The organism is Bradyrhizobium sp. i1.15.2 (assembly GCF_040548425.1).
In the GTDB taxonomy this organism is placed as follows: domain Bacteria; phylum Pseudomonadota; class Alphaproteobacteria; order Rhizobiales; family Xanthobacteraceae; genus Bradyrhizobium; species Bradyrhizobium canariense.
Genome location: NZ_JBEPRQ010000002.1, coordinates 456858 through 474731, shown reverse-complemented (window position 1 = coordinate 474731; position 17874 = coordinate 456858). Strand labels below are relative to the sequence as shown.

The window sequence follows — 17874 nt, the reverse complement described above, 5'->3', positions numbered from 1 at the left end:
CCCTAGATCAACCCGCCACCATCCGCCACGCGGCGCTGATGGTAGTCGGTGTCGCCGAACGAGTTCTCGATCATGGTCAGGCGCTTGAAGTAATGGCCGATCTTCGCCTCCATGGTCATGCCGATGCCGCCGTGGAGCTGGATCGCCTGCTGCCCCACGAACTTCAGCGACTTGCCGATCTGCACCTTGGCCGCGGCAACGGCGTTGCTGCGCTCCTTGGCGTCCTCGAAATCAGCAGCCATGGTCGCGAACATCGACATCGATCGCGCCTGCTCGGTGGCGACGAACATGTCGGAGGCGCGGTGCTGCAGCGACTGAAACGAGCCGATCGCGACACCGAACTGCTTGCGCGTCTTGATGTACTCGACCGTGGTCTTGAGCGACTCGTCCATCAGGCCGACCGCTTCGGCGCAGAGCGCGATGCGGGCTTCGTCGACCACACGCTCGATCAGCGCGAGCGAATCGTCGGGATTGCCGAGCGCCGCGTCGGCACCGACCTCGACGCCGGTGAAGGTGATGTCGGCGGCGTGCAGGCCGTCCTGGGTCGGATACGACTTCTTGGCGACGCCCTTGGCGTTGGCCGGCACCAGGAACACGCCGATGCCGCTCTTGTCGCGGCGCTCGCCCCTGGTGCGCGCGGTCACGATGAGGGTGTCTGCGTTCTCGCCGTTGAGCACGACGAACTTCTCGCCGTCGATGACCCAACCATCACCCCTCTTCTTCGCCGTCGTGGTGACGTCGAAGAGATCGTACCGCGAGTTCTTCTCGAGCTGCGCAAAGGCGAGCGTCTTGCTGCCGTCGACGATGCCGGGCACATGCGCGGCCTTCTGCGCATCGCTGCCTGCATGGCGCAGGAAGCCGCCGCCGATCACGACGGTCGCGAGATAAGGCTCGAGCACCAGCGCCTTGCCGAGCGCTTCCATCACGATCATGGTCTCGACGCCGCCGCCGCCGAAGCCGCCATCGGCCTCCGCGAAGGGCAGACCGAGCAGGCCCTGCTCGGCGAGTTTGCCCCAAACGGCTTTGCTCCAGCCGCCCTTTTCCTTCATGTACTTCTTGCGGCTCTCGAAATCGTAGGAATCGGTCAAGAGGCCGTCGATGCTTTCCTTGAGAAGCCGCTGCTCCTCGTTCAGATCAAAATCCATGTCTCTCTCCAAATCGGCGGGATTGCCCTGCCGTCGCCTCACCCTCAAATGTCATCCCCGCCTTGTGCGCAATTGCGCACTGGGGCGGGGATCCAGTAAACGCAGCGGCCCGTCGTACTCATGACCGCCGCGGCGTACTGGGTCCCCCGCCTTCGCGGGGGACGACAGCGTCCTGTATTCAATCGATCACAGCCCCAGCACCGCCTTGGCGATGATGTTGCGCTGGATCTCGTTGGAGCCGCCGTAGATCGAGACCTTGCGGTTGTTGAAGTAGCTCGGCGCGATCTGGGCGGTCCAGTCCATGGCTTCGTTCGAGCCGTCGTCGCCGTGCACGTCGTAGGGTGCCGCGAACGGGCCGATCACTTCCATCAGCAGTTCGGTGGTGGTCTGCTGGATCTCGGAGCCCTTGATCTTCAGCACTGACGACGCCGGATTGGGCTTGCCCTTGCCATGCTTGCCTTCGTCGGCGACGACGCGGAGCTGCGTCAGCTCGAGCGCCTTGAGCTCGATCTCGCAGGCCGCGAGCTTGTCGCGGAAGGCCGCGTCCTGGATGATCGGCTTGCCGCCGGATTCGACCTTGCCGGCGAGGTCGCGGATGCGGCGCAGCCGCTCCTTGGAGACGCCGACGCGGGCGATGCCGGTGCGCTCATTGCCGAGCAGGAATTTCGCGTAATCCCAGCCCTTGTTCTCCTCGCCGATCAGGTTCTCGTAGGGCACTTCGACGTCGTCGAAGAACACTTCGTTGACCTCGGCGCCGCCGTCGATGGTCTGGATCGGGCGCACGGTGACGCCCTTCGACTTCATCGAGAACACGATGAAGGAGATGCCCATCTGCTTCTTGGCGGACGGGTCGGTGCGGCAGAGGCAGAAGATCATGTCGGCGTGCTGGGCGAGCGTGGTCCAGGTCTTCTGGCCGTTGATGATCCACTTGTCGCCCTTGCGCTCGGCCTTCGTCTTCAGCGAGGCGAGGTCGGAGCCGGAGCCGGGCTCGGAGAAACCCTGGCACCACCAATCGTCGACATTGGCGATGCGGGGCAAATACCGCTTCTTCTGCTCTTCATTGCCGAAGGTGTAGATCACGGGACCGACCATGCTGACGCCGAAGGCGAGCGGCTGCGGCGCCGGATAGGACTGCAGCTCCTCGTTGAAGATGTAGTGCTGCACGGAGGTCCAGCCGGTGCCGCCATATTGCTTGGGCCAGTGGCTGACGCCCCAGCCCTTCTTGTTGAGGATGCGCCACCACGTCACCATCTCGTCCTTCGAGAGGTGGCGGCCCTCGACCAGCTTGCGCCGGGTATCCGGCGGCACGTTGTCGCGGAAGAATGACCGCACTTCCTCGCGAAACGCCTGCTCTTCTTTCGTGAATGCGAGATCCATCGGATCCTCCTGTTTCCTCGTCGTCCTGGCGAAAGCCAGGACCCATTACTACCGGCCTTCGTTATGCGAAGGCTGTCTGAGCACCACACTCCGGCTGCGGAGTATGGGTCCTGGCTTTCGCCAGGACGACGGCTACTGCAACACCTCAAAAAGCCCCGCCGCGCCCATGCCGCCGCCGACGCACATGGTGACGACCGCGTACTTCGCCTTGCGGCGGCGGCCTTCGATCAGAGCGTGGCCGGTGAGGCGCGCGCCCGACATGCCGTAGGGATGGCCGACCGCAATCGCGCCACCGTCGACGTTGATCTTGTCGGGGTCGATGCCGAGCTTGTCGCGGCAATACAGCACCTGCACCGCGAAGGCTTCGTTGAGCTCCCACAGGCCGATGTCGTCGACGGTGAGGCCATGACGCTTGAGCAGGCGCGGCACCGCGAACACCGGGCCGATGCCCATCTCGTCCGGCTCGCAGCCGGCGGAGACGAAGCCGCGGAAGATGCCGAGCGGGTTCAGCCCGCGCTTCGCCGCTTCCTTGTCGCTCATGATCACGCTCGCGCTGGCGCCGTCCGAAAGCTGGCTGGCATTGCCGGCGGTGACCGAAAATCCCTCGCCGCGCACGGCCTTGAGGCCGGCGAGACCTTCAGCGGTGGTCTCGGGGCGCGGGCCCTCGTCCTGCGAGAGCGTGACGTCCTTGAACGAGACTGCACCGGTCGCCTTGTCGGTCACCGCCATCCTGGTGGTGATCGGCGCGAGTTCGTCCCTGAACTTGCCGCCCTGCTGGGCCGCGGCCGTGCGGCGCTGGCTCTCCAGCGAATATTCGTCCTGCTTCTCGCGCGAGATGCCGTAGCGCTTGGCGACGATCTCCGCCGTGTCGATCATGGGCATGTAGACCTCGCCCTTGATCTCGAGCAGCGCCGGGTCCTGCGCATGGAAGCCGTTCATCTTGTCGTTCTGCACCAGCGAGATGGACTCGCCGCCACCGCCAACGGCGATCTCGACGCCGTCGAAGATCACCGAACGCGCGGCGAGCGCGATCGCCTGCAGGCCCGAGGCGCATTGCCGGTCGATGGTGGTGCCGGCGACCGTGACGGGGAGACCGGCACGGAGCAGCGCCTTGCGCGCGATGTTGCCGCCGGTCGCACCCTGTTGCAGCGCTGCGCCCATCACGACGTCCTCGACCTCCTTGGGGTCGACCTTGGCGCGCGCGACGGCCTCGCCGATGGCGTGGCCGAGCAGCGTTGCGCCCTCGGTGGCGTTGAGCGCGCCGCGATAGGCCTTCCCGATCGGGGTGCGGGCGGTGGAAACGATGACGGCGTCGGTCAAGAGCGATCTCCTGATGCAAGTCGGGTGACAAGTTGGGCGGATTGTGATGGTTTCTGCTGCTGGCGCAACTCATGGCGCGACAGCTTTCCGACCGGCGTGCGCGGCAGATCGTCGACGAATTCGACCTCCGCCGGCAATTCGTGCCTGCCGAGCTTGCCGGCGAGCTGCGCGCGCAGCTCGTCGAGCGAGAACGGCTTTGCGCCGGGCCTGAGCTTGATGAAGGCTTTTGCGGCCTCGCCGCGATACGAGTCGGGAATGCCGAGCACGATCACCTCGTGCACGCCTGGTAGGGTGTAGATCGCCTGCTCGATCATTTGCGGATAAACGTTGAAGCCGCCGGAGATGATCATGTCCTTCTTGCGGTCGACCAGGAAGAAATAGCCGTCGCTATCGACATAGCCGATGTCGCCGGTGACGAAGCGGCCGTCGACGAAGGCCTCCGCGGATCCCTCGGGCTTGTTCCAGTAGCCCATGGTGACGTTCGGGCCCTTGATGCGGATCTCGCCGACTTCGCCCGGCGGCAGCACTTTTGTGGGATCTTCCAGGGAAACGACGTCGAGCTCGATGCCGGGCAGCATCAGGCCGATCGAGCCCGGCTTGTCAGGGCCTGTGGGCGGATGGCCGGTGCCCGGCGAGCAGGTCTCGGTCATGCCCCAGCCGCTCTTGAGCTTCTTGCCGACCTTGCGCTCGAAGAAACTCGCAATCTCCACCGGCAGCGGCGCGCCGCCGGAGCCAATGGTGCTGAGCGAGGAGAAGTCGCGCTTGTCGAGATCCGGGAGCGCTGCAATCGCGATCCACATCGTCGGCACGCCTGGGAAATAGGTCGCGCGTTTGACCTCGATGTCGCGCATCACGGCTTCGACATCGAAGCGCTGATGCAGCGAGATCAGATAGCCGCGGCGGAGCGAGCACAGCAGCACGAGGGTCAGCGCATAGATGTGGAACAGCGGCAGCACGCCGATCACGCGCTCGACCACGTCGCCACGCGCGGCTCGGGACGGCTTGCCCCAGATGTCGAAGATCGACACCGCCGAGGTGAGGTTGCCGTGCGTCAGCATGGCGCCCTTGGGCAGACCGGTGGTGCCGCCGGTATATTGCAGCAGCGCGACGTCGTCGATCGTCACGGATGGCCACTGCGCCGGTGCGGTCGCGCCCTCGACAAAGGCCTTGAAGGTGACGATGCGGGGATCATTGGGGATCGCGGCCTGCGGCGTGCCGACCTTGCCCCAACTGTCCTCCTCGCAGACGACCAGGCGGTCGATCAGGCCCTTTTCCAGGAATTTCAGCGCGGTCGGCAGCAGCGCCGCGAGGTTGGTGGTGACGAGCAGGCGCGAACCGGAATCGGAGACCTTGTGGGTCAGCGCGATCTCGCCGTCGAGCGGTGAGAGATGCGCGACACGGGCGCCGGCCTTCAGCGCGCCGAAGAAATTGACGGGGTGGTCCGGCGTATTGCCGAGGAACAGCGCGATGGATGTGTGCTTGCCGCAGCCGGCGCGCAGGAACGCGGCAGCCGCACGCTCCGCCATCGCGGCGAGTTCGGTGTAGGTGATCGGACGATCCCGGAATTCCAGCGCGGTGCGCGGTCCGTACTCTGCGGCGGCTTTTGCCAGCAGGTCAGGCAACGGGCCCTGGACGATGGTGTCGTCCCAGCGCACGCCCTCGGGATAAAACTGTTCGCCGGGATGGGTCATCAACGATCAATGCTCTGCAAACGTAAGGCGGGTACGGACAGACGGGCTCCCTTCCCCCTTGTGGGGAAGGGTTGGGGAAGGGGGTGCCACGAACTCGGACCTCGCCCGGGGCTACCCCCCTCCCTGACCCTCCCCCACAAGGGGGGAGGGAACGGAGAGAGCGTTGCCCTGGCGAAGGTGTTCGCGGTCACCGAGCCCAATCCAATCACGCCGCCTTTGATGTCGCGGCCAATGACGCAAAGGTCTTGCCTTCGGCCGCGAGCTTCTTCAGCAGCGGCGCGGGCTCGAGGCTGGGGTCGTTGGTCTCCTTGGCATAGAAAGAGAGACGATCGGCGATGTGCTTGAGGCCGACGGTGTCGGCCCAGAACATCGGGCCGCCGCGGTAGATCGGCCAGCCGTAGCCATAGAGCCAGACCACGTCGATATCGGACGGGCGCGCGGCAATGCCTTCTTCCAGGATCTTCGCGCCCTCGTTGATCATCGGATACATCATGCGCTCGAGGATCTCGTCGTCGCTGACGACGCGCTTCTTGCGGCCCAAACGAAGCAGCGTCTCGTCGATCAGCTTCTCGACTTCGGGGTCGGGCAGCGCCGAACGGGAGCCGGCTTCGTATTTGTAATAGCCCTTGCCGGTCTTCTGGCCGAAGCGCCCGGCTTCACAGAGCGCATCCGCGATCTCCGATTTGATGCCGCGGTCCTTGCGCGAGCGCCAGCCGATGTCGAGGCCGGCGAGGTCGCCCATGGCGAACGGCCCCATCGGCATGCCGAACTTCGTCACGACGGCGTCGACCTGCTGCGGCAGCGCGCCTTCGAACAGCAGTTTCTCCGACTGCTTGCCGCGCTGGGCCAGCATGCGGTTGCCGACAAAGCCGTCGCAGACACCGACCACGGCCGGCACCTTTGCGATTTTGCGTGCGATCGAGACAGCCGTGACGAGGGCATCGGGCGCGGTCTTGTCGGCGCGCACGATCTCGCACAGTTTCATGACGTTGGCGGGCGAGAAGAAGTGCATGCCGAGCACGTCCTGCGGCCGCTTGGTCGACTTCGCGATCTCGTCGATGTTCAGGTACGAGGTGTTGGAGGCGAGCACGGCGCCCGGCTTGACGTACTGGTCGAGCTTGCCGAACACTTCCTTCTTCACTGCCATGGTCTCGAACACGGCTTCGATGACGAGGTCGGCGTCGCCGACGTTCTCGATGCCCACGACGCCGTTGATCAGCGCCATGCGCTTGGCGGGCGCGTCCGCCGGGATGCCGCCGCGCGCCGCGGTCGCTTCCCAGTTCTTCTGCATGATGCCCATGCCGCGCTTGAGCTGCTCCTCGCCGGTCTCGATCAGAGTGACGGGAACGCCGGCATTGGCAAAGGACATCGCGATGCCGCCGCCCATCGTACCGGCGCCGAGGATGGCGACGCGGTTCACGGGCCGCGGCTTGGTCCCCTCAGGAACGCCGGCGATCTTGCTGGCCTCGCGCTCGGCGAAGAAGGCATAACGCTGCGCCTTGGACTGATCGCTGGCGACGAGCTTCAGGAAGCCCTCGCGCTCCTTCTTCAGCCCTTCATCGAATGGCAGGTCGATGGCGTAGCCGACGGCGTCGGCCGCCGCGAACGGCGCTTCCAGGCCGCGTGACTTCTTGGTCATGGCCGCGACCGCATTGGTGAAGATCGAGCGGTCGGCCTTGGCCGCCGCGATCTTGGAGTCGTCGTCACGCAGGCGGCGCAGCGGACGCTTTTCAGCCAGCAGCTTTCGTACGAAGGCTTCGCCTCCGGCGGCGGGGCCCTCGACGATCTCCTCGATCAGACCGTTCTTCAGCGCTTCCGCAGCGCCGATCGGATCACCGCCGACGATCATCTTGACCGCGAGCTCCGGTCCGACTGCGCGCGGCAGGCGCTGGGTGCCACCGGCGCCCGGCAGCAGGCCGAGCTTCACCTCGGGCAGGCCGAGCCTGGCTTCCTTCACCGCAACACGGAAATGACAGGCGAGCGCGACCTCGAGGCCGCCGCCGAGCGCGGTGCCGTGGATCGCGGCGACGACCGGCTTCGGTGAATTCTCGATCTCGGAAAGCACGTCGTTGAGGGCGGGCGGCTTCGGCGGCTTGCCGAATTCGGTGATGTCGGCGCCTGCGATGAAGGTACGGCCGGCGCAGGTCAGCACGATGCCCTTGATTGCGGGATCGGCGACCGCGGCCTTGATGCATTCCAGAATTCCGCCGCGAACCGCGGCGCTCAGCGCGTTGACCGGAGGGCTGTCGACCGTGACGATCCCGACTTCGTCATGACGCTCAAACTTGACCACTTCGCTCACGGTGTCCCTCCTTGGTGGGGTAACTTTTGTTCAATTTCGCACTGCGGAATTTAATTCCGCATCTTGACGGCAGGGTTATTTTGAAGCACGTGGCTTGTCAACGACTCCGCGCAAGAAGCAGATCAGGGATGAAGCGTACAGGAAAGAAGACAGCGACCGATCGGAATTTCGTCGTCGCGCTTTCCCGCGGGCTAGACGTATTGCGCGCATTCCAGCCCAGCGACGGACTTCTTGGCAATCAGGAAATCGCGGCCCGTACCAATTTGCCCAAACCGACCGTTTCGCGGCTGACCTATACGTTGACGAAGCTCGGCTATCTGACGCCGGTTCCCCGCTTCGAGAAATATCAGCTTGCGCCGGCCGCGATGGCGCTCGGCTACGCCGCGTTGTCCAATCTCGGCGTTCGGCATTTGTCCGAACCGTTCCGCGAGGAAATGATGCGCGCGACCGGCGGAGCCGTTGCCGTCGGCGGCCGCGACCGTCACAGCATGATCTATTTCGGGCAAAGCCGCGGCAGCGAGACGGTCGGCGTTCAACTTGACGTCGGCTCCCGCGTGCCGATTGCAACCAGCGCGATGGGCCGCGCCTATTTTTGGGCGCTCGAGGAAAACGATCGGGCGGAACTGTCTCGTGTCTTGCGCGAACATTACGGCAGCCGCTGGCCCAAGATGCGCGACGGTTTGGAACGCTCCGGCGAGACGGTCGCGAAATACGGATTTGCGATTTCGGTCGGCGACTGGCACGACGATATCGGCGCCGCCGGCGTCGCGCTCAGGCTCAACGACGGAACCGGTCCTTACGCATTCAATTGCGGCGCGCCGGCATTCCGCTTCACGGAAGAGCGTTTGATCAACGACATTGGACCGCGTCTGCTTGCGATGGTAAGGAACATCGAAGCGGCACTTGGGGGTCTGATGCCGCATTCCAAAAAAGACGTCAGCAAAAAGCTGAAATCAGGAGGGAAAGTTGCGCGTGTGGCCGAGGGGATCAGATAGCCTTTGTCGTCATCGGGAGCGGTTCACATCGCCCCTTCGCTCACTGAACACAGTGGGCGAGACGAGATGACGCAGGCACAACTCGCGCAGGGGACATCGCCCCTGCTCGCGGTTCGCGACGTCAGCGTCGTGTTCGGCGGCATCGTCGCGCTCAACGGCGTGTCCTTTGACATGCACAAGGGCCAGATCCTCGGCTTGATCGGCCCTAACGGCGCCGGCAAGACCACGCTCTTCAACTGCCTCTCGCGGCTGTACCAGCCGTCGTCCGGCGACATCCTGATGGAGGGCGCGAGCATCCTGACGCGCCCGCCGCACCGAATCGCGGAGATCGGCATCGGCCGCACCTTCCAGAACGTGGCGCTGTTTCCGAATTTGTCGGTGATGGACAATGTCCGCGTCGGCACCCATGCCCGCACCTCCAGCGACATCATCAGCGACTCGCTGCGGCTGGCCTGGGTCCGCCGCAGCGAGAGCGACGTCAACAAGAAGGTGCATGAGATCCTCGCCTATCTCGACCTCGAGGATGTCGCCCACACCGTCGTGTCGGGCCTGCCGTTCGGCACGCAGAAGCGCGTCGAGCTGGCGCGCGCGCTCGCTGCCGATCCGAAGATCCTGCTGCTCGACGAGCCCGCCGGCGGCCTCAACCACGAGGAAGTCTACGTGCTCGGCGACCTCATCCGCCGCATCCGCGACGAACGCCATATGACCGTGCTGCTGGTCGAGCATCACATGGGCCTCGTGATGTCGATCGCCGACCACGTCGTCGCGCTGAATTTCGGCAAGAAGCTCGCGGAAGGCACGCCGGCCCAGGTGCAGGCGGATCCCCACGTCATCAAGGCCTATCTCGGGAGCAAGGACCAATGACGACGCTGCTCAACGTCAAGGACCTGCGCGCCTATTACGGCCAGGTCCAGGCGCTCCACGGCCTGTCCTTCTCGCTCAGCGAGGGATCGCTGACCACGCTGCTGGGGGCCAACGGCGCCGGCAAGACCACCACGCTGCGCGCGATCTGCAACATGGTGCGCTCGACCGGCGGCATCGAGTTCGACGGCAAGCCGCTGAACAACCGCTCCACCGAAAGCATCGTGCGGTTCGGCATCGCCCATGTGCCGCAGGGCCGCGGCACCTTCACCACCATGACGGTGGAGGAAAACCTCCAGCTCGGCGCCATCACCCGCAAAGACAGCGCCGGCATCGTCTCCGACATCGAGCGCATGTATGCGCATTTCCCGGTGCTCAAGCAGCGGCATACGCAGCAGGCCGGCACGCTCTCGGGCGGCGAGCAGCAGATGCTCGCGGTCGCCCGCGCCCTCATGCTGCGGCCGCGGCTAATGCTGCTGGACGAGCCCTCGTTCGGACTGGCGCCGCTAGTCGTGCGCGACCTGTTCGGCATCCTCGGCAAGATCAACCGCGAGGACAAGGTGTCGATCCTGGTGGTCGAGCAGAACGCCCAGCTCGCGCTCGAGCTCGCCGACCAGGCCTATGTGATCGAGACCGGGCGCATCGTGATGTCGGGCAACGCCAAGGACATCGCGAACAACGAAGAAATCCGCAAATCCTACCTGGGTTACTGAGGAGCCGGCACGATGGAGCTGTTCACCAACCAAGTGCTGGCCGGCATCGCCACGGGCGCGATCTACGCCTGCATGGCGCTCGCCGTGGTCATGATCTATCAGGCGATCGACCATCTCAACTTCGCTCAGGGCGAGATGGCGATGTTCTCGACCTTCATCTCCTGGCAGCTGATGCAATGGGGCATCCCCTATTGGGCCGCCTTCGTGATCACGCTGGCATTGTCCTTTGTCGGCGGCATCGCGATCGAGCGCATCCTGTTCAAGCCGCTCGCCAAGGCGCCGGTGCTGACCAACGTCGCCGGCTTCATCGCGCTGTTCGCGATCATCAACTCCTCGGCCGGTCTGATCTGGGACTTCACCATCAAGCAGTATCCGACCCCGTTCGGCTCCTCGCCGTTCCTCGGTAGCCAGCTGATCTCGACTCACCAGGCCGGCATGATCGGCGTCACGGTGCTGCTGCTGCTCGGCCTCTACTTCTTCTTCCAGTACACCAAGATCGGCCTCGCCATGCGCGCGGCCGCCTCCGTGCCTGAATCGGCCCGGCTGGTCGGCATCAACACCAGCTGGATGATTGCGCTGGGCTGGGGCATGGCGTCCGCGATCGGTGCGATCGCCGGCATGCTGATCGCACCAGTCGTGTTCCTCGAGCCCAACATGATGGGCGGCGTGCTGATCTACGGCTTCGCCGCGGCGGTGCTCGGCGGACTGACCAGCCCGTTCGGCGCCGTGGTCGGCGGCTTCCTGGTCGGTGTCTTCGAAAACCTCGCCGGCACCTACATTCCCGGCGTCGGCAACGAGCTGAAGCTTCCGATCGCGCTCGCGCTGATCATTTCCGTCCTGGTCGTCAAACCCGCTGGCCTGTTCGGCCGGCAAATCGTCAAGCGAGTTTGATCATGAGCGCTGCAGAAGACGTCGTCACGGAAGCCCCGGCCGTCGAGGCGGTTCCGAAGCGGGCGATGACGCTGGGCACGGGCACCTCCCTGTTAGTGCTGGCGGTGCTGTTGATCGTGCCGATGTTCGTCAAGAACTTCATCATCTTCCAGATGACGATGCTCCTGATCTACGGGCTCGCGGTGCTGGCCTTGAACATTCTGACGGGCGGCTCCGGCCAGTTCTCGCTCGGCCAGAGCGCCTTCTATGCCGTGGGCGCTTATACGTCGGCGGTGCTGATGGAGTACTTCAACGTCAACTATGCGCTGACAATTCCGGTTTCCGCCGCGGTCTGCTTCGCCTTCGGCTACCTGTTCGGCAAGCCGGCACTGCGGCTGTCGGGCGTCTATCTCGCGCTCGCGACCTTTGCGCTTGCCACCGCGATGCCGCAGCTGCTGAAGCTGAACTTCCTCGAGCACTGGACGGGCGGCGTGCAGGGCCTCGTCGTCACCAAGCCCGACGCGCCGTTCGGGTTGCCGATGTCGCAGGACACATGGCTCTACTACTTCTCGCTCGCGGTCGTGCTCGCGATCTACATCTTCTCTGTCAACCTGCTGCGCTCCCGCTCGGGCCGCGCCTTCATGGCGATCCGCGACAACGAGATCGCGGCCTCCTCGATGGGCGTCAACGTCGCACTGTACAAGACACTGGCCTTCGGCGTGTCCGCCGGCATCACCGGCGTTGCCGGCTCGCTTGGCGCCATCGCCGTGCAGTTCGTCGCGCCCGACAGCTACACGATCACGCTGGCGATCTCGCTGTTCCTCGGCATGGTCGTCGGTGGCGTCGGCTGGCTGCCCGGCTCGTTCGTCGGCGCAGCCTTCATCATCTTCGTGCCGAACATGGCAGAGGGCATCTCCAAGGGCCTCTCCGGCGCCGTATTCGGCGTACTCCTGTTCGCCGTCATCTACCTGGTGCCGCACGGCGCGAGGCAGATCGCGATCATGGGCCAGCAACTCGTCGGCCGGCTCAGAAAGAACTGACAACCCGTTGATTAAGCCAAGGAGACCCGAATTGTTTTTTGAAAGAACACTGCGAACCGCTGCGCTGGTGACGGCAACGGCGGTCATCACTCTCACCTCCGGCGCCGCATTCGCCCAGAAAAAATACGACACCGGCGCGTCCGACACCGAGATCAAGATCGGCAACATCATGCCGTACAGCGGTCCGGCCTCGGCCTATGGCATCATCGGCAAGACCGAAGAAGCCTATTTCAAGATGATCAACGACAAGGGCGGCATCAACGGCCGCAAGATCAACTTCGTCACCTATGACGACGGCTATTCGCCGCCGAAGGCCGTGGAGCAGGTCCGCAAGCTGGTCGAGAGCGACGAAGTGATCGTCGTGTTCAACCCGCTCGGCACGCCCTCGAACAGCGCGATCCAGAAGTATTTGAACGCCAAGAAGATCCCGCAGCTGTTCGTCGCCACCGGCGCCACCAAGTGGAACGACCCGAAGAACTTCCCCTGGACCATGGGCTGGCAGCCCTCCTACCAGAGCGAAGCGCAGATCTACGCGAAATGGCTGTTGAAGGAAAAGCCCGACGCCAAGATCGCGATCCTCTATCAGAACGACGATTTCGGCAAAGACTACCTCAAGGGCACCAAGGACGGCTTGGGCGCCAAGGGCGCGTCCATGATCATCATGGAAGAAAGCTACGAGGTGTCCGAGCCCTCGATCGACGGTCACATCGTCAAGATCAAGGCGGCCAATCCCGACGTCCTGCTGATCTACGCGACGCCGAAATTCGCGGCCCAGACCATCAAGAAGACCGCCGAGCTGAGCTGGAAGCCGCTGCAGATCCTCACCAACGTGTCGATCTCGGTCGGCAGCGTGATGAAGCCGGCCGGCTTCGAGGCCTCGCAGGGCGTGCTGTCGGCGGCCTATGCCAAGGACTCCACGGACCCGCAGTGGGCCAACGACCCCGGCATGAAGAAGTGGAACGAGTTCGTCGACAAGTACATGCCGGGTGCCGACAAGTCCGACACCAGCATGGTCTATGGCTACGGCGCAGCGTCGACGCTGGCCAAGGTCCTGGAGATGTGCGGCGACGATCTGACCCGAGCCAACATCATGAAGCAGGCGGCCTCGTTGAAGGATTTCGCACCGGACACCTTGCTGCCCGGCGTCAAGATCAACACCGGCCCCACCGACTTCGCCCCGATCGCGCAGCTCCAGATGCAGCGCTTCAAGGGCGAGAAGTGGGAACTCTTCGGCGAGATCATCAGCGGCGACATCGCCACCGAGTGACGCTCTGACGCAATAGTCCGACACCTCGAGAAGCCCCCGCGAACGATCGCGGGGGCTTTTTGTTGACGTCCCGCATCAATCTTGTTCAATGCGGCGGCGATCCGTTCCGGGTGGAGAAAGATGACTGCCGTTCGATTTCAGGTTGCGGGCGTACTGGCCGCATTCGCATTGTGCACTGCGATGGGCAGCCCGGCACTGGCGCAGAAGAAATACGACAGCGGCGCTTCCGATACCGAGATCAAGATCGGCAACATCATGCCCTATAGCGGCCCGGCCTCCGCCTACGCGGCGATCGGCAAGGCCGAGGAAGCCTATTTCAACAAGATCAATGCCGAGGGCGGCATCGGCGGCCGCAAGATCAAGTTCATCTCCTACGACGACGGCTATTCGCCGCCGAAGACGGTGGAGCAGGCCCGCAAGCTGGTCGAGAGCGACGGGGTGCTGCTGATCTTCGGCTCGCTCGGCACCTCCACCAACGGCGCCATTCGCAAATACATGAACGAGAAGAAGGTGCCGCAATTGTTCGTGGCGAGCGGCGCTTCGAAGTGGAACGATCCGAAGCAATATCCCTGGACCATGGGCTGGCAGCCGAGCTACGCGAGCGAGGCGCGCATCTACGCCAAGTACATCATGAAGGAGAAGCCGGACGGCAAGATCGGCGTGCTCTACCAGAACGACGATTTCGGCAAGGACTATCTCAAGGGGCTGAAGGACGGCCTTGGGCCCAAGGCCTCGATGATCGTGCTGGAAGATGGCTACGACACCTCGGAGCCGGCGATCGACGAGCACGTCGTGAAATTGAAGGCCTCCGGCGCCGACATCTTCGTCAGCATCACCACGCCGAAATTTGCAGCGCAAGCGATCAAGAAGGCGGCCGAAATCGGCTGGCATCCGGTCCACATCATCTCCAACGTCTCGGCCTCGGTCGGCGGCGTGCTCGAGCCGGCGGGGCTCGAGATCTCGCAAGGCATCCTATCGGCGAGCTACACCAAGGACGGCTCCGACCCGCAATGGAATGCCGATGACGGCATGAAGAAGTTCTACAACTTCCTCGCCAAATACGATCCCAAGGCCAACAAGCTCGATGCGGGCGTGGTGTTCGGCTATGCCGCCGCGCAGACCATGGTGAAGGTGCTGCAGATGTGCGGCGACGACCTCACCCGCGACAACGTCATGAAGCAGGCGGCAAGCCTGAAGGATTTCGAGCCCGACACCCTGTTGCCCGGCATCAAGATCAACACCGCAGCCGATAATTTCGCCCCGATCGAGCAGCTCCAGATGATGCGGTTCAAGGGTCGGAAATGGGAGCTGTTCGGGGACATCATCTCGAGCGAGCTCGGCCACTGAAGCCACGCAACTCAAACTCGCTCCAGATCGGTTCGTCAACTCAGACGGATGCACCTTCTCGCAGTCGCACACGAGCGCGCGGGCGCCCCTGACTACTAAAGAAGCAGCCCCTGCGCCCCCGCCGCAGGGGCTTTCTGTTGAAGGCGTCCGGTAAATCGTATTGAATTGCTGCTGCGTCAGCAAAAACAGGCAACACAAGAAAAGGGACGCGCACACACCAAGAAAATAGGGAGATAGGAATGCCCGCTGTCACCGGCAAACTTGCGGCCGCCTCACTCGCGCTCGCGCTCATTGCGGCCTCGGCCTCCACTGCATCGGCCCAGAAGAAATACGATACCGGCGCGACCGATACCGAGATCAAGATCGGCAACATCATGCCCTACAGCGGACCGGCCTCCGCCTACGGCATCATCGGACGGACGGAAGCGGCCTATTTCAAGAAGATCAACGACGAAGGCGGCATCAACGGCCGCAAGATCAACTTCATCAGCTACGATGACGCCTACTCGCCGCCGAAGACGGTGGAGCAGGCGCGCAAGCTGGTCGAGAGCGACGAGGTGCTGTTCATCTTCAACTCGCTCGGCACGCCGCCGAACTCCGCGATTCACAAATACATGAACTCGAAGAAGGTGCCGCAGCTCTTCGTCGCGACCGGCGCCACCAAGTGGAACGACCCGAAGGATTTCCCCTGGACCATGGGCTGGCAGCCCAATTACCAGAGCGAGACGCAGATCTACGCGAAATGGCTGCTCAAGAACAAGCCGGATGCCAAGATCGCCGTGCTGTTCCAAAACGACGATTACGGCAAGGATTATCTCAAGGGCCTGAAGGACGGCCTCGGCGCCAAGGCCGCGTCGATGATCGTCATGGAGGAGAGCTACGAGACCTCCGAGCCGACCATCGACAACCACATCGTCAAGCTGAAGTCGACCGGCGCCGACGTCTTCATGAACATCACGACGCCGAAATTCGCGGCGCAGGCAATCAAGAAGAATGCCGAGATCGGCTGGAAGCCGCTGCACTTCCTCAACAACGTCTCGGCGTCCGTCGGCAGCGTGCTCAAGCCCGCCGGGTTCGAGAACTCGCAGGACATCATCTCCGCCGACTACCTGAAGGACATTTCGGATCCGGCGTGGAACAGCGATCCCGGCATGAAGGACTTCGTCGCGTTCATGAACAAGTACTTTCCGGACGGCGACAAGCTCGACCACGGCACCATCGTCGGCTACGGCGTGGCGCAGACCCTGGTCCAAGTCCTCAAGCAGTGCGGCGACGATCTCACGCGCGCGAACGTCATGAAGCAGGCCGCCAGCCTGAAGAACTTCCGCACCGAAGTGCTGCTGCCGGGCGTGCAGATCAACACCTCTCCGACCGACTTCGCGCCGATCAGCCAGCTCCAGCTCGAGAAGTTCAAGGGCGACAAGTGGGAGCTGTTCGGTGACGTGATCAGCGCCGACGTCGGCGGCTAACCGCCTGATACCCACGACGATGAAAACCCCCTGCGAACCATCGCAGGGGGTTTTTGCTTGCGCGTCGATTATGATCACGCGATTGCACAATCGAATGATGGTGAAGCCGGCTTACGCTTTGGCGCATGATGCGGTAGGCAGGTGAGCGGCGCGTTTGCCGCCAGTCTTTCCTGTCCGCTCAAGGCCCTTCGTCATGTCCGATCGACGCCCCCTGCTCCGCGCGCTCTACGACGCCGCCGTTGCCGCCGCTCATCCGAGCACGATTCTGGCGCCGCACCTGCGGCCCGCGCCAAGGGGACGCGTGATCTGTCTCGCCGCCGGCAAGGGCGCGGCCGCGATGGCCGCCGCCGCCGAGCGGCATTATCTCGACGCGCTCGGGCTCGCGCCGGAACGTCTCGTCGGCATCGCCACCACGCGACACGGCTACGGCGTGCCGACGCGCCGCATCCGTGTGGTCGAGGCCGGTCATCCCGTGCCTGACGAAGCCGGCCTGAAGGGCGCGGCCGATACGCTCGCGCTCGCAGCCGAGGCCGGGCCGGACGATTTGCTTTTGGTGCTGCTCACCGGCGGCGGCTCGGCGAACTGGATCGCGCCCGTCAACGGCATCAGCTTCGCGCAGAAGCAGGCGGTCAACAAGGCGCTGCTCCGCTCCGGCGCGCCGATCGGCGAGATGAATGTCGTGCGCAAGCATCTGTCGCGGATCAAGGGTGGGCGGCTGGCGCGCGCGGGCAAAAATGCCGCCGAGATCGTGACGCTCGCGATCTCCGACGTGCCGCATGACGATCCCTCCGCGATCGCCTCCGGTCCGACCGTGCCCGATCCGACCACGCTCAATGATGCGCGCGCCATCGTCGCCAAATACAAGCTCGATATCGACGATGCCGTCCGCCGCGCGCTGGATGACCCCGCCAACGAAAGCTGCAAGCCCGCTGATGCCGCCTTCGCGCGCGCGCATTTCGGATTGATCGCACGCCCGAAGCAATCGCTCGACGCCGCGGTGAGGCTCGCGCATGAGGCCGGTTACGAGACGATCGATCTCGGCGCCGACCTCGAAGGCGAGGCCCGCGACGTCGCCGCCGATCATGCCAGGCTGGCACTTCAGGCCCGTGCACAGGGCAAGCGCGTGGCGATCCTCTCCGGCGGCGAGCTCACGGTCACCGTGCGTGGCGATGGCCGCGGCGGCCCGAACCAGGAATACGCGCTGGCGCTCGCCGGCCTCTTGAAGGACACGCCTGACATCTCCGCGCTCGCCGGCGACACCGACGGCGCCGATGGCGGCGCCGGCCACCCCACCGACCCCGCCGGCGCGCTGATCGACGCGGCGACGTTCGCGAAGATGAGGGCGCAGGGGCTGCAGCCGCAGGCCTATCTCGACAACAACGATGCGACGACGTTCTTCGAGGCGACGGGCGACCTGTTGCTGCCGGGTCCCACGCTGACCAATGTGAACGATATCCGGGTGATCCTGGTCGACTGA

14 protein-coding genes are annotated in these 17874 nt (G+C 64.1%); 9 read left to right on the top strand and 5 right to left on the bottom strand.

The genetic code is table 11. The features are described 5' to 3' along the window. Positions 1-2: 2 nt before the first annotated feature. The 5 genes from pimD to ABIB80_RS07015 form a co-directional block, all read right to left on the bottom strand. Positions 3-1145, bottom strand: coding sequence for a pimeloyl-CoA dehydrogenase small subunit (pimD, locus tag ABIB80_RS07035; protein ID WP_007599724.1), 1143 nt, complete (start codon positions 1143-1145; stop codon positions 3-5). Positions 1146-1331: 186 nt separating this feature from the next. Continuing rightward, entirely contained in the window at positions 1332-2522 is a 1191-nt protein-coding gene (pimC, locus tag ABIB80_RS07030) for a pimeloyl-CoA dehydrogenase large subunit (RefSeq protein WP_007599723.1), read from the bottom strand. 132 nt (positions 2523-2654) lie between these two features. Next, entirely contained in the window at positions 2655-3842 is a 1188-nt protein-coding gene (locus ABIB80_RS07025; protein WP_354127154.1) for an acetyl-CoA C-acyltransferase, read from the bottom strand. Continuing rightward, entirely contained in the window at positions 3839-5533 is a 1695-nt protein-coding gene (gene pimA / locus ABIB80_RS07020) for a dicarboxylate--CoA ligase PimA (RefSeq protein WP_219682929.1), read from the bottom strand. The genes ABIB80_RS07025 and pimA overlap by 4 nt, the downstream gene beginning before the upstream one ends. A 205-nt stretch (positions 5534-5738) precedes the next feature. After that, on the bottom strand, positions 5739-7835 hold the full coding sequence (locus ABIB80_RS07015; protein ID WP_354127153.1) for a 3-hydroxyacyl-CoA dehydrogenase NAD-binding domain-containing protein: 2097 nt from the start codon (positions 7833-7835) through the stop codon (positions 5739-5741). Positions 7836-7963: 128 nt separating this feature from the next. Here ABIB80_RS07015 and ABIB80_RS07010 point away from each other — a divergent pair, with 128 nt between their 5' ends. The 9 genes from ABIB80_RS07010 (at position 7964) to ABIB80_RS06970 (ending at position 17874) form a co-directional block, all read left to right on the top strand. Beyond that, positions 7964-8830, top strand: coding sequence for an IclR family transcriptional regulator (locus ABIB80_RS07010; protein ID WP_007599713.1), 867 nt, complete (start codon positions 7964-7966; stop codon positions 8828-8830). A gap of 66 nt (positions 8831-8896) precedes the next feature. After that, a complete protein-coding gene (locus ABIB80_RS07005; protein WP_354127152.1) occupies positions 8897-9694 on the top strand; it encodes an ABC transporter ATP-binding protein in 798 nt (265 codons plus the stop codon). Further along, positions 9691-10404 (top strand): ABC transporter ATP-binding protein, encoded by a 714-nt coding sequence (locus ABIB80_RS07000; protein ID WP_007599709.1) that lies wholly within the window; start codon positions 9691-9693, stop codon positions 10402-10404. The genes ABIB80_RS07005 and ABIB80_RS07000 overlap by 4 nt, the downstream gene beginning before the upstream one ends. 12 nt (positions 10405-10416) lie before the next feature. Beyond that, on the top strand, positions 10417-11295 hold the full coding sequence (locus ABIB80_RS06995; RefSeq protein WP_007599708.1) for a branched-chain amino acid ABC transporter permease: 879 nt from the start codon (positions 10417-10419) through the stop codon (positions 11293-11295). Between the two features lie 2 nt (positions 11296-11297). After that, a complete protein-coding gene (locus ABIB80_RS06990) occupies positions 11298-12314 on the top strand; it encodes a branched-chain amino acid ABC transporter permease (RefSeq protein ID WP_007599707.1) in 1017 nt (338 codons plus the stop codon). Between the two features lie 31 nt (positions 12315-12345). Next, a complete protein-coding gene (locus tag ABIB80_RS06985) occupies positions 12346-13581 on the top strand; it encodes an ABC transporter substrate-binding protein (RefSeq protein ID WP_007599706.1) in 1236 nt (411 codons plus the stop codon). Between the two features lie 120 nt (positions 13582-13701). After that, on the top strand, positions 13702-14928 hold the full coding sequence (locus ABIB80_RS06980) for an ABC transporter substrate-binding protein (protein WP_007599705.1): 1227 nt from the start codon (positions 13702-13704) through the stop codon (positions 14926-14928). Positions 14929-15167: 239 nt separating this feature from the next. After that, the gene (locus tag ABIB80_RS06975; protein WP_007599704.1) at positions 15168-16397 is read left to right on the top strand and encodes an ABC transporter substrate-binding protein; all 1230 of its coding nucleotides are present in this window, start codon (positions 15168-15170) and stop codon (positions 16395-16397) included. Positions 16398-16590: 193 nt separating this feature from the next. Then, the gene (locus tag ABIB80_RS06970; RefSeq protein WP_354127151.1) at positions 16591-17874 is read left to right on the top strand and encodes a glycerate kinase type-2 family protein; all 1284 of its coding nucleotides are present in this window, start codon (positions 16591-16593) and stop codon (positions 17872-17874) included.

Excerpts from the sequence above, each read along its gene's own strand:
- ABIB80_RS06995 (WP_007599708.1), top strand. The coding sequence starts at position 10,417 with ATGGAGCTGTTCACCAACCAAGTGCTGGCCGGCATCGCCACGGGCGCG.
- ABIB80_RS06970 (WP_354127151.1), top strand. The coding sequence starts at position 16,591 with ATGTCCGATCGACGCCCCCTGCTCCGCGCGCTCTACGACGCCGCCGTT.
- pimA (WP_219682929.1), bottom strand. The coding sequence starts at position 5,533 with ATGACCCATCCCGGCGAACAGTTTTATCCCGAGGGCGTGCGCTGGGAC.
- ABIB80_RS06980 (WP_007599705.1), top strand. The coding sequence starts at position 13,702 with ATGACTGCCGTTCGATTTCAGGTTGCGGGCGTACTGGCCGCATTCGCA.
- ABIB80_RS07000 (WP_007599709.1), top strand. The coding sequence starts at position 9,691 with ATGACGACGCTGCTCAACGTCAAGGACCTGCGCGCCTATTACGGCCAG.
- ABIB80_RS07005 (WP_354127152.1), top strand. The coding sequence starts at position 8,897 with ATGACGCAGGCACAACTCGCGCAGGGGACATCGCCCCTGCTCGCGGTT.
- pimD (WP_007599724.1), bottom strand. The coding sequence starts at position 1,145 with ATGGATTTTGATCTGAACGAGGAGCAGCGGCTTCTCAAGGAAAGCATC.
- pimC (WP_007599723.1), bottom strand. The coding sequence starts at position 2,522 with ATGGATCTCGCATTCACGAAAGAAGAGCAGGCGTTTCGCGAGGAAGTG.
- ABIB80_RS07010 (WP_007599713.1), top strand. The coding sequence starts at position 7,964 with ATGAAGCGTACAGGAAAGAAGACAGCGACCGATCGGAATTTCGTCGTC.
- ABIB80_RS06975 (WP_007599704.1), top strand. The coding sequence starts at position 15,168 with ATGCCCGCTGTCACCGGCAAACTTGCGGCCGCCTCACTCGCGCTCGCG.
- ABIB80_RS06990 (WP_007599707.1), top strand. The coding sequence starts at position 11,298 with ATGAGCGCTGCAGAAGACGTCGTCACGGAAGCCCCGGCCGTCGAGGCG.